Here is a 12,189-nt window from a genome sequence, read left to right as displayed (position 1 = left end):
ATATAGGCTAACTTTTGGGGAATTTGAATTTATAGGTTAAATTACTTATTTAATTTTATAGACTGATTTGAGGTTTTTAAAGGTCTTTTTTGAAATAGACTAGAATATATTTCTTTTGTTGCTTTATATGAAACTGTTAACATTTATTTTAGAACATTCAGAAAAACTGTTTGACATTAGGAAATTATTGCTATAAAATCAACGGTAATTGCATAGTCTTATCAAGAAAAGGTGGAGGGACAGGCCCGATGAAACCTTGGCAACAGCCGTATAACGGAATTGTGCCAAATCCTGCAGGTAGTAATCCTGAGAGATAAGAAAGAGCCTTTAGAGCGTGTTTTCAAACTGCTCCTTTCTTGTTTTCAGGAAAGGGGCAGTTTTTTATTTTGTATAAAAGAAAGGAGAATGAGAGATGGGAGAATCATGGGGAAAAGGAACAATTTGTGTGCAAGGTGGCTATACGCCAAAGAATGGTGAACCACGTGTTTTACCACTTTATCAAAGCACAACGTATAAATACGATACTTCGGATGATTTAGCAGCTCTATTTAACTTAGAGGCAGAAGGATATATTTATACACGTATTGGAAACCCTACTTTAGCAGCATTTGAGCAGAAGTTATCAGATTTAGAAGGCGGTGTAGGAGCTGTTGCAACGGCTTCTGGGCAAGCAGCTATTATGCTCGCAGTTTTAAATATTTGTAGTAGTGGAGACCATTTACTTTGCTCTTCAACTGTTTACGGGGGAACGTTTAATTTATTTGGGGTGAGTTTACGTAAGCTTGGCATTGATGTTACGTTCTTTAATCCAAATTTAACGGCAGATGAAATTACGGCACTTGCTAACGATAAGACGAAACTTATCTATGCAGAATCATTAGGAAATCCAGCGATGAATGTTTTAAATTTCAAAGAATTTTCAGCTGCCGCTAAAGAATTAGAGGTACCTTTTATCGTTGATAATACATTAGCAACTCCTTATTTATGCCAAGCGTTTGAATATGGGGCAAATATTATTGTTCATTCTACGACTAAATATATCGATGGGCATGCGAGCTCTTTAGGCGGTATTGTAATTGACGGTGGAAACTTTGATTGGACAAATGGAAAATATCCTGAGCTTGTTGAACCAGATCCAAGTTATCACGGTGTAAGTTACGTTCAAAACTTTGGTGCAGCAGCATATATTGTGAAAGCACGTGTTCAACTATTAAGAGATTATGGAAATTGTATGAGCCCATTCAATGCATATATTAGCAATATTGGCTTAGAGACTTTGCATTTACGAATGGAGCGTCATAGCGAAAATGCTCTGGCAGTTGCTAAGTGGCTTGCTAATCATGAACGTATTGAATGGGTGAATTATCCGGGGTTAGATAGTAATGAAAATTACTCGTTAGCACAACAGTACTTGAAAAAAGGTGCTAGTGGTGTTTTAACTTTCGGTATTAAAGGCGGATTAGAAGCAGCAAAAGAATTTATCGCAAATGTAAAACTAGCAACTCTTGTAACGCACGTAGCTGATGCACGAACTTGCGTTATACATCCTGCTAGTACGACGCATAGACAATTAAATGCTGAAGATCAGCGTTTAGCGGGTGTTACATCTGATTTAATTCGTTTATCGGTTGGTATAGAAGATGTTTCTGATATTATTGCAGATTTGGAAGCAGCTCTAGTTGGAGGCAAAACACATGCCGATCATAATTGATAAAGATTTACCGGCTCGCAAAGTGTTGCAAAAAGAAAATATTTTTGTAATGACGAAGGAGCGGGCAGAAACACAAGATATACGTGCTTTAAAAATTGCTATATTAAATTTAATGCCAACGAAACAAGATACAGAGGCGCAATTACTTCGCTTAATTGGAAACACGCCGTTACAATTAGATGTTCATTTGCTTCATATGGAATCACATCTATCGCGTAATGTAACGCAAGAACATTTAACAAGCTTTTATAAAACGTTTCGTGATATTGAAAATGAAAAGTTTGATGGGCTCATTATTACAGGAGCGCCAGTGGAGACCCTTGCTTTTGAAGAGGTAGATTATTGGGAAGAGCTTAAACATATTATGGAGTATTCAAAAACGAATGTAACATCTACGCTCCATATTTGCTGGGGGGCACAGGCTGGCTTGTACTATCATTATGGTGTTCCAAAGTATCCCCTTAAGGAAAAAGTGTTCGGTGTATTTGAACATGAAGTTTGCGAGCAACATGTGAAATTATTACAAGGATTTGATGAATTGTTTTTTGCTCCGCATTCTCGTCATACAGAAGTACGAGAGAATGATATTAGAGGAGTGAAAGAATTAACATTGTTAGCAAACTCTGAAGAAGCAGGTGTTCACCTTGTTATTGGGCCAGAAGGAAGGCAAGTGTTTGCCCTTGGACATAGCGAATATAGTTGTGAGACGTTAAAACAAGAATACGAACGAGATCGTGACAAGGGATTAAATATTGATGTGCCAAAAAACTATTTTAAACATAATAATCCAGATGAAAAGCCGCTTGTTAGGTGGAGGAGTCATGGTAATTTATTGTTTTCTAATTGGTTAAATTATTACGTGTATCAAGAAACCCCTTATATATTGTAAAGAAAGATTGTGTAACACGTGGCAACGTTTTCCTTGTAAAGATTAACCTTTATTTTTCCGAATGTTCAAAATACATTGTTTTTCAGATTTTTTACTCATATAATTTCATCTAAACACAATTTTTGAGGGGTGGACAGTACTATGAAAGAAATTCAAGTTGGGTTATTAGGTCTTGGGACAGTTGGCAGTGGTGTGGTTCGTATTATTACGGATCATCAAGAACGACTCATACACCAAGTAGGTTGTCCAGTGAAGGTAACGAAAGTATTAGTGCAAAACATTGAGAAAGAGAGAGAGGTAGAGGTACCTTCTACTCTATTAACACAAGATGCAAATGAAATTTTAGATAATCCAAATATTGATGTTGTTATTGAAGTGATGGGTGGCATTGATGATGCAAAATCATATATTTTACAAGCTTTAAAAAGCGGAAAGCATGTTGTAACTGCAAATAAAGACTTAATGGCATTACATGGAGCTGAATTATTAGCGACAGCAAAAGATAATAAGGCTGATTTATTCTATGAGGCGAGTGTGGCAGGGGGAATTCCAATTTTACGCAGTATCGTAGAAGGACTTTCTTCAGATCTTATTACGAAAGTAATGGGAATTGTAAATGGAACAACAAATTTTATTTTGACGAAAATGTCAGACGAAGGGAGAGCATATAACGACGTGTTAAAAGAAGCCCAACAACTTGGATTTGCAGAAGCAGATCCAACATCAGATGTAGAAGGTTTAGATGCAGCAAGAAAAATGACGATTTTAGCTACCCTCGGTTTCTCTACAAATGTAGAGCTTGGAGATGTGAAAGTAAAAGGTATTACCTCTATTACAGAGGAAGATATTGAATACAGTAAGAGCTTAGGTTATACAATTAAATTAATCGGTCTTGCAAAACGAGATGGTGAAAAATTGGAGGTTACAGTTGAACCAACTTTACTTCCAAATACACATCCTCTTGCAGCAGTACAAAATGAATATAACGCTGTGTATGTGTACGGTGAAGCAGTTGGGGAAACGATGTTTTATGGACCAGGCGCAGGAAGTTTACCGACAGCTACAGCTGTTGTTTCGGATTTAGTTGCTGTAATGCAAAATATTAGATTAGGGGTAACAGGAAATAGTGCTGTAGTCCCACAATATCAAAAAGTATTAAAAGAGCCAGACGAAATTGTCGTGAAAAAGTTTTTAAGACTGCATGTAAAAGACGAAATTGGTGTATTTGCAAAAATTACTTCATTGTTCTCTGAGCGCGGAGTTAGCTTTGAGAAAATTATTCAAATGCCGCTTGAAGAGAAAGGAAAGGCTGAAATTGTAATTGTAACGCATCGTGCGTCTCTTGCTGATTATGATTATATTCTACATACGTTGCAAGGGTATGAAGAAATAGATTGTTTGAAAGCGAACTATCGAATTGAAGGGGATGCTAAGTAGTATCTCTTACCATAAAACAGAAAGAGCCTATTAAGCAGCTTGCTTAATAGGCTCTTTTCTATTTAAAATCTGCGTACCAACTTGAATAAATGCTTGGATAATCCAGCCTGTTGTAAAGGATAAGATGATTGTTCCAAAATAGATAGGTCCATCTAATAAAAAGCTTAACGTTAAAAATAAAAAGGCTAATGAAATCTCTGTTCTTCTAAACGTCCATTTTTTCTTCTCGGCAACCGTTAAAACGAAAGCTTCTTGAGGCGCTGCACAAAGGTTTGTAGAGACGTAAAGACCAATTCCAGCTCCAACGAATAGATTTCCGCAAATAAGTGTTATATATTTTGGAAGAGAGCGGATAGCGTCCATAATAGTTGTAATGGAACCAATCCAATCAACAAAAAGAGAAATAAGAACCATCGTTACAATTGTACCGATTGTAATTTGTTTTCTATTCCAAAAGAGTACGATAAGTGTAAAGGCAAAGTTAATCATGAAAATCCAAAAACCAATACTTATCCCAAAATTTTGATATAGTGCAATAAAGAAGGAATCATAAGGGCTAAGTCCAAAGGAAGTAATTGTCGTCATCATATTAATACCGATGGCAAGAATGAGTAAACCGCCAATGAAAAATATATATTCTAATTTGAATCGAAGCATAGTTGTATATCCTTTCTAAATGTATTTGCTAGGAAAGGATATATTGTGGAAAGCTTACCAGGTCAAGGAAGAATTTTTTTGAGAAGGGGAAAATGAGATGACAAATATAAGAAAGATTGCTGAACTTGCTGGAGTATCTGTTTCAACTGTTTCACGTGTACTAAATAATCATCCGTACGTAAATGAACAGAAACGAAAAGAAATTTTAGCGATTATAGAAGAATTAAATTACACGCAAAACGTGAATGCAATTCATTTAGTGAAAGGAAAAACGAATGTAATTGGCGTTTTATTGCCACACGTAAATGATCAATATTATAGCGCTATTATCGAGGGGATATCAAAAGAGACAGCAAAGAATAATTATAATATGATGCTTTGCCAGACGAATTATAGTGAAGAAAGAGAACTAGAAATTTTGAATATGTTAAAAATGAAAAAGCTTGATGGGGTTATTATTTGTTCTCGGACAAATAGTAAGGAGAAGCTTGAAGAATATACGAAATTCGGCCCGATTGTTATGTGTGAAGAAATAGATTCGAAGTATATTTCAAGTGTCCATATCGATTACTACAAAGTATTTTCACGTGGGATGAAAAGCTTAATAGATGCCGGTCATACACGTATTGGATATTGTATTGGAAGAAGTAATAGCGTTAATAGCCAAAGACGAAAGAAGGCGTACGAAGATTCGCTTCAACAGAGTATCGTAACATCGTTAGAGACCTGGAAATTTGAGGGATGTTTTACAGTGGAAGATGGACGCAATGTAATTAGAGAATGGGCTCATATGTCAGTAAAACCGACGGCGTTCCTTGTATCTTGTAACCATATTGCAGCGGGGATGGTTACAGAAGCAAAAAAACAAGGAGTTCGTATTCCAGAGGATATTACGATTATCGGGTGTGATGATCAAGAGGTGGCAGATATATTGGGTATAACGACGATTTCGCATTCTAGTAAAAACGTTGGAGTGAAAGCGTTTGAATTATTATATGAAAAGATTAATGAAGAGAAATTAGATGTGAAGCATATAGAGTTATTACCAGAGTTAATAGATAGAGAAACGACATAATTGAGAAGGTGTGAAAATCGCTTTTCAAAATTTCGTTTGGTATAATTATGGACAATCTATGAGGGCTAAAAGGGGTTTTGATATGAGATCAAAAGTAGTAAAAGTAATTCTACTCATTACAATTGCATCTTTCTGTTTATTTGCATATGGCTTTGTTTCAGGTGTAAATGATGTATTAAATCCGAAAGCTTCAAATTTAATTAAAAAGACCGATGTAGTGGCAAAAGAGAAAAAGAAAACGGGAACGTTACAAATCGTTAGTTTAGGTGATTCATTAACGCGTGGCGTTGGTGATAAAGAAGGAATTGGCTATGTTGGGCGAATGAAAGAGGATTTACAAAAAGATTATAAGCAAAAAATTGCATTAACAAATTTAGCAGTTAGTGGTGCAAAAATGCCCGATTTATTAAAACAAATTGAAAGTAATGGCGCTCAATATTCAATTAAGCAAGCAGATGTAATTGTGTTAACGATTGGTGGAAATGATTTGTTCCCAGGCTGGGAATCACTTGGGAAAATAGATTTAGAGACGTATCGTCCTGACACAGAGACGTTTCAAAATGAAGCAAAGAAAATTATAGAAGAAATTCGTAAATTAAATACAGATAGTCCGATTTTTTGGCTTGGTTTATACAATCCTTTTGAAGATGTAGAAGATTTAAAAGGGTCTTCAAACATTGTTGTGGACTGGAATGCATCTTTAGAGAAATTAGCGCTAAACGATAAAAATGTGTATATTACACCGACATTTGATTTATTCCAAAACCGCGGGAAAGATTTATTATACTCTGATCATTTTCATCCGAACGAAGTAGGTTATACGTATATGGCAGAACGTTTAGTTCAAAATGTTGTAAGTAAATTAAAACTAGAACAAGGAGGGGTAAAATGACGACGATACTTTCCGTACGAGACTTGAAGAAGGTAATTGGAAAGAAGACTCTTGTAGAGAATATTTCCTTTGATGTAAAGCAAGGAGAAGTGTTCGGGTTCCTAGGACCAAATGGTGCTGGGAAGACGACTACCATTCGAATGTTAGTCGGATTGATTAAGGCGACAGAAGGTAAGATTTCTATCGGTGGTTATTCGATTAAGGAAAACTTCAGAGAAGCGATGCGTCAAATTGGGAGTATCGTTGAAAACCCAGAGTTGTATACATATTTAACAGGATGGGAAAATTTAAAGCAATTTGCTCGTATGTTAGGTGATATATCAGATGAACGTATTATTGAAATTGCTGAAATGGTTCATTTAGATGAAAGAATTCATGACAAGGTAAAAACGTACTCACTTGGTATGAAACAACGCCTTGGAATTGCACAGGCGCTCCTTGGAAATCCGAAATTGCTCATATTAGATGAGCCAACGAATGGTTTAGATCCAGCAGGGATTAGAGAACTTAGGGAATTTATACATAAGCTTGTAAAAGAAGAAAATATGAGCGTGTTTATTTCAAGTCACTTGCTAAGTGAAGTGCAAATGATATGCGATCGCGTTGCTATTATTCATAAAGGAAAGATGATAACAGTTGCCAAGGTTGAAGAATTAATTAAAACAGCAAGTGATCGTGTAGAATGGATTGTTACACCGATTTCTAAGGCGAAAGATATGCTAGAAGCGGCCGAGGAAATAAGAGAAGTGAGTGTAAAAGGCGAGCGATTACTATGCCGCATGGATATTGCATCTATAAGTAGTTGGAATAAAAAATTTGTAGAAAATGAAATAGATGTACATAGCGTTAAGGAGCTTGTATTTACGCTAGAAGATTTATTTATTGAACTCACAAGGGGTGAGCAGCATGCGTGAATTTGCGAATCTAGTTTTAAATGAATCAGAAAAGATTTACCGCAAGAAACGTATTTTTGTTGTCATGCTTATTTTAGCAATCTTGATCCCGCTTTTTGTGTATGCGCAGTATCGTGAAATAGAAACGACACAAAAAAGACTCGGTACAACTGATTGGAAGGTTTCATTGCAACAGCAAATTGTTGATTCTCAGAACCGGTTGAACAATTCTAGGTTGCCAGAAGAATGGCGTGATTGGTTAAAGGTAAGAGTTGAGCAACAACAATATTATTTAGATCATGATATTAATCCGATGGCACCGGGTGCACCGACTTTTGTCAGAGCATTTATTGAACAAGGAATTACATTATTTATTCCGCTTCTCGTAATGATTGTCGCCATTGATATCGTTTCAGGAGAACGAAGTGATGGGACGATGAAGATGTTACTTACGCGGCCGATTCGGCGCTGGAAAATACTCCTTAGTAAATACGTGACGATGTTATTTTTCATTTCGCTCATACTGTTTCTTGTAGGTTTGTTTGCTTACATATTATCAGGGCTTGTATTTGGGTACTCGGGATGGAATTTACCTGTTTTAACAGGATTCGTCATTGATAAGGAAACGTTAAATACGAACTTTGTACATCTTATTCCGCAGTGGCAATACATCTTAATGGCGTATGGACTAGCCTGGTTTGTTGCTATCGTTGTCGGAACTATATCATTTATGGTCTCTGTTTTAATTCGTAATACACCAGCTGGTATGGGCGTTATGCTAGCTGCATTAATTGCAGGCGGTATTTTAAGCTCGTTCGCAACATCTTGGGAAGGCGCCAAATATATTTTTAGTGTGAATTTATCATTAACGGATTATTTATCAGGAAAATTACCTGCATTACAAGGTTTATCGATGGGGTTTTCTTTGATGAATTTAACTGTTTGGGCAGTTATTTCTCTTGTTATTTCGTTCGTAGTATTTACAAGACAGGATATGGTGAATTAATTAGACAGGAAGTGACAGTATGGAAAATGTTTTAAAGAATGATTGGGAGCCACTATTGGCACCAGAATTCGAGAAAGAGTATTATCTTACTCTATCCAGTTTTTTGACAGAAGAATACAGCACGCATGTTGTTTATCCGAAGGTAGAAGATATTTTTAACGCTCTTCAGTATACAAGTTATGAAAATACAAAGGTTGTCATTTTAGGGCAAGATCCATATCATGGACCGAATCAAGCGCATGGTTTAAGCTTTTCTGTGCAACCTGGTGTTAAAACACCACCGTCATTGTTAAATATGTATAAAGAACTTCGAGATGAATATGGTTATGAAATCCCGAATAACGGTTATTTAGTAAAATGGGCGGAACAAGGAGTATTATTACTAAATACCGTATTAACAGTTCGTCAAGGCGAAGCAAATTCTCATAAGGGAAAAGGATGGGAGCACTTCACAGATCGTGTAATTGAACTGTTGAACGAACGTGAAAAGCCAGTTATTTTCATATTGTGGGGGCGCCATGCGCAGGCGAAGAAGAAATTAATTACGAATCCGAATCATCATATTATCGAATCTGTACATCCAAGCCCATTATCGGCAAGACGTGGTTTCTTTGGTAGTAAGCCATATTCTAAAATAAATACGATTTTAGCTAATATGGGCGAAAGAGAAATTGATTGGGAAATTCCAAATTTATAAATAGAAAAGGTAGTTAACAGTTGTTAACTACCTTTTTATTATCATTGTTGCTCGTTCTTTACTTTTGCATCTAGTACAAAAGTACCAAATGGGATAACTGATGAAACGAATGCTCCAAGTGCCCATAAAATTGATTTACGGTGTACGATTGTTACTTGAATTACTGCAAAGATGAATAGAATAAATAGAACACCATGAGCCATGCCTGTAATTTTAACAGCTGTTGCAAATCCTGCAAAATATTTCAATGGCATTGCTACAAATAATAGTAATAGGAAAGAAATACCCTCAACTAGTCCAATTGCTCTTAATCGTCCGATTGGTGTAGATAACATAAAGTAGCCTCCTTTAACGTATGCTTGTATATAGTAAATTTGTATTCTTTTTCAAAATAAAATAGTCTATTTTGTTTCATTATATACAAAAAGAAAGTTTACACTACGAGAATAGTGCAAAGTTCAAAAAATAGTCACAAAAGCATGAGAATTTAAATAAAAACCTATTTGAAGTATTTGACTTCAAATAGGTTTTGTGAATGAAAATATTAAACAAGTACATCCGTTTTTAAAACGAATTTCTCTACAACTTTTGCAACACCATCGTTCATATTTGTATCTGTTACGTAGTTCGCAATTTCTTTAATATCATCAGGTGCATTGCCCATTGCAACGCCAAGACCAGCAAATTCAATCATTGCTTGGTCGTTATAGCTATCGCCCATTGCGATAACTTCTTCACGCTTAATGCCAAGCTTTTGAATCAGTTTGTTTAAGCTCGTTCCTTTTGTAACACCGGCTTCAGTAAATTCTAAGAAGAATGGTTTCGAACGCATCACGCTTAATTGGCCTTCTAGTTGTTGTTGAAGTTTCTTTTCAACTTCAACAAGGCGTTCAGCTTCTTTATTCATTAATACTTTTACTACAGGCTCTTTAACTGCGGCTTTAAAGTCATCTACTACAACAATTGGCATACCAGTAATATCGCCCTCAATTTCAGTATAAGGATTATTTTCTTCCGTTACGATATCATCGCCCATATAAGTATGAATCCATACATCTTCAGTTTTACTAATTTCAAATAGGTTGTGAACGATTTCAGGAGATAGTGTACTACTAAAGATTTCTTCGTTTGTTTTACAGTTAATAATTTTTGCGCCATTAAAAGATAGAATGAAACTGCCGTATTCTTCTAAGCGAAGTTCTTTGGCTACATTGCGCATACCAAACGTTGGACGTCCAGAAGCAAGTACAACCTTTACCCCTTGCTCTTGTGCAGTCATTAACGCTTCTTTCGTACGAGGTGAAATAGTATGGTCATCACGTAATAAAGTATCATCTAAATCTAAAACAATCATTTTATAAGTCATATAGAAAATTCCTTTCTTTAATTGAAATCAAAATACATGTTCATGAAGATGTTGAGGAATAATAGTAAGACATCAAACCTCTTTGAAAAGAAGTAGATAAATTATTATGAGTTGTTGCTCATAATATTGGTTAATAATCATTGGGGAAGAATAAAACCCCAATGATTAAAGTTTGATTTTATCGTAACAACTCTAAAGGTAGAGTGCAATAATGGAAGTTTTCCAATTTACGATATTTGTTTTGCAGCGGAACGAGAAAATAGTATTTCTAGCAAGATTGCCATTACAGATCCAAGAACGAGACCATTACTTAAAAACGATGCTAGAAATGGTGGAAGTGTGGAATATGCTCCTGCTGGAACAAACATAACTCCGACTCCTGTAAAGATTGAAAGACCGGCTACTTTAAATAATCGTTCTTTATCCTGGACAGTTTCGTATTCTCGAAAGGCGAGACCAATCATGCTTGCGAATACAGGATAAATAGCGGCATAACCAACTGCAACAGGGATTGCTGCAAAGAATGAAGTAATCTTTGGAAATATACTAACGACAATAATAAAGCTTGACCCTAATATAAACGGGAGACGTTTATAAATATTAGTCGTTGCAATAAAACCTGCTGATCCAGAAATAGCGACAGGCCCAATAGCTGAAAATAGGCCGCCTAGCAATTGGTTGATTCCTGTTATAATGCCAGCTTGTTTAAAACGATCTGATGCAGCGTTTTCTTCATATTTAGAGACAACCTTTTGTACAACGCGAATACTTGCTAACATATTTGTTAGAAGTAAGAGTGTAACGAAAATGACCGTAATTACCATGTTCCATTCAACACGAGGCATTCCGAAAACAAATAAGGATGGAAAACGGATTATGTCTGTCACTGGTGTTATTGGATTAGATAATCCGAAACATGCGAATAATATCCAGCCGCATACGATACTGAAAAGAACGGAATATTGTCCAATAATAGGTAGCTTCATGATGAAAAAGGATAGTAAAATAACAATGAGTGAAAGAATAAATACGTTAGGTTGTACTTCTGTATGTTTTCCATCAAGGCCAAACATTCCCTTTAAGAAGGAGCCACTAAGCTGCGCGACAAGAAGAAATAAATACGTTCCAATGACTGTCGGTGTAAAATAGCGAACGAGTTTATCAATAAGTCCAAAAACGCTAAGAATAATACAAATAATACCGCTTAATAAGAAAGCATATTGAAGAACTTTAAGTGTCTCATTGCTTGATCCAAATAATACGACGCCTAAACTCGCATAAAGGGAGAAAATTCCCCACCAAAGGCCAGCAGGACCTTCTTGAATAGGAAGTTTATGCCCAAATATAGCTTGCAAGAGACCAGCAAAGCCTAGAACAAATAATGTTCTTTGTACGAATGCAATGGCTTCAGCGCCATCAAGACCATAACTAGTTGCGACACTAATTGGTACAATAAGGCTTCCAGCTAAAATAAATAGTGCCCATTGTAAGGCGGAAAGAAATGTCTTCATTATATCAACCTCTTTCATAGATTCCGTATCTAGTATATACGTATTTTATTTCCAC

At 35.9% G+C, this 12,189-nt stretch carries 12 protein-coding genes and 1 riboswitch; of the genes, 8 read left to right on the top strand and 4 right to left on the bottom strand.

Annotated features, from left to right (window positions below; genetic code table 11):
• Positions 1-215: 215 nt before the first annotated feature.
• Positions 216-320: riboswitch (SAM riboswitch) on the top strand.
• A 92-nt stretch (positions 321-412) separates the two neighbouring features.
• The 3 genes from MHH55_RS27760 (at position 413) to MHH55_RS27750 (ending at position 4,037) form a co-directional block, all read left to right on the top strand.
• On the top strand, positions 413-1,711 hold the full coding sequence (locus MHH55_RS27760; RefSeq protein WP_000504787.1) for a bifunctional O-acetylhomoserine aminocarboxypropyltransferase/cysteine synthase: 1,299 nt from the start codon (positions 413-415) through the stop codon (positions 1,709-1,711).
• On the top strand, positions 1,695-2,600 hold the full coding sequence (metA, locus tag MHH55_RS27755; protein WP_001121540.1) for a homoserine O-acetyltransferase MetA: 906 nt from the start codon (positions 1,695-1,697) through the stop codon (positions 2,598-2,600). Before MHH55_RS27760 ends, metA begins: the two co-directional genes overlap by 17 nt.
• A gap of 141 nt (positions 2,601-2,741) precedes the next feature.
• Positions 2,742-4,037: a homoserine dehydrogenase gene (locus MHH55_RS27750; protein WP_000659109.1), complete on the top strand. Its 1,296-nt coding sequence runs from the start codon at positions 2,742-2,744 to the stop codon at positions 4,035-4,037.
• 30 nt (positions 4,038-4,067) lie between these two features.
• Here the strand turns inward: MHH55_RS27750 and MHH55_RS27745 are convergent, their stop codons facing one another.
• Positions 4,068-4,694 carry a YczE/YyaS/YitT family protein gene (locus MHH55_RS27745; RefSeq protein ID WP_000943416.1) on the bottom strand — a complete coding sequence of 209 codons (627 nt, stop codon included), beginning with the start codon at positions 4,692-4,694 and terminating at the stop codon, positions 4,068-4,070.
• Between the two features lie 97 nt (positions 4,695-4,791).
• On the opposite strand from MHH55_RS27745, the gene MHH55_RS27740 reads away from it, so the two are divergent.
• From MHH55_RS27740 to MHH55_RS27720, 5 genes are read left to right on the top strand one after another with little or no spacing between them, the layout of a single operon-like run.
• Entirely contained in the window at positions 4,792-5,769 is a 978-nt protein-coding gene (locus MHH55_RS27740) for a LacI family DNA-binding transcriptional regulator (protein ID WP_000181978.1), read from the top strand.
• A gap of 10 nt (positions 5,770-5,779) precedes the next feature.
• The gene (locus tag MHH55_RS27735; RefSeq protein WP_002022849.1) at positions 5,780-6,661 is read left to right on the top strand and encodes an SGNH/GDSL hydrolase family protein; all 882 of its coding nucleotides are present in this window, start codon (positions 5,780-5,782) and stop codon (positions 6,659-6,661) included.
• Positions 6,658-7,575 carry an ABC transporter ATP-binding protein gene (locus MHH55_RS27730; protein ID WP_000207708.1) on the top strand — a complete coding sequence of 306 codons (918 nt, stop codon included), beginning with the start codon at positions 6,658-6,660 and terminating at the stop codon, positions 7,573-7,575. The genes MHH55_RS27735 and MHH55_RS27730 overlap by 4 nt, the downstream gene beginning before the upstream one ends.
• The gene (locus MHH55_RS27725; RefSeq protein ID WP_001206474.1) at positions 7,568-8,560 is read left to right on the top strand and encodes an ABC transporter permease subunit; all 993 of its coding nucleotides are present in this window, start codon (positions 7,568-7,570) and stop codon (positions 8,558-8,560) included. Before MHH55_RS27730 ends, MHH55_RS27725 begins: the two co-directional genes overlap by 8 nt.
• A 19-nt stretch (positions 8,561-8,579) precedes the next feature.
• Positions 8,580-9,257: a uracil-DNA glycosylase gene (locus MHH55_RS27720; RefSeq protein ID WP_000432519.1), complete on the top strand. Its 678-nt coding sequence runs from the start codon at positions 8,580-8,582 to the stop codon at positions 9,255-9,257.
• Between the two features lie 41 nt (positions 9,258-9,298).
• Here the strand turns inward: MHH55_RS27720 and MHH55_RS27715 are convergent, their stop codons facing one another.
• The 3 genes from MHH55_RS27715 to MHH55_RS27705 all read right to left on the bottom strand — a co-directional run bounded on the left by MHH55_RS27715 (position 9,299) and on the right by MHH55_RS27705 (position 12,134).
• Positions 9,299-9,592: a DUF3817 domain-containing protein gene (locus tag MHH55_RS27715; RefSeq protein ID WP_078186310.1), complete on the bottom strand. Its 294-nt coding sequence runs from the start codon at positions 9,590-9,592 to the stop codon at positions 9,299-9,301.
• Between the two features lie 209 nt (positions 9,593-9,801).
• A complete protein-coding gene (locus MHH55_RS27710; protein ID WP_000221387.1) occupies positions 9,802-10,623 on the bottom strand; it encodes a Cof-type HAD-IIB family hydrolase in 822 nt (273 codons plus the stop codon).
• Between the two features lie 227 nt (positions 10,624-10,850).
• On the bottom strand, positions 10,851-12,134 hold the full coding sequence (locus MHH55_RS27705; protein ID WP_000847034.1) for a purine/pyrimidine permease: 1,284 nt from the start codon (positions 12,132-12,134) through the stop codon (positions 10,851-10,853).
• Positions 12,135-12,189 lie beyond the last annotated feature (55 nt).

It is taken from the genome of Bacillus sp. FSL K6-2944 (assembly GCF_038005385.1).
In the GTDB taxonomy this organism is placed as follows: domain Bacteria; phylum Bacillota; class Bacilli; order Bacillales; family Bacillaceae_G; genus Bacillus_A; species Bacillus_A cereus.
This window is presented reverse-complemented; position numbering and strand designations above follow the sequence as displayed.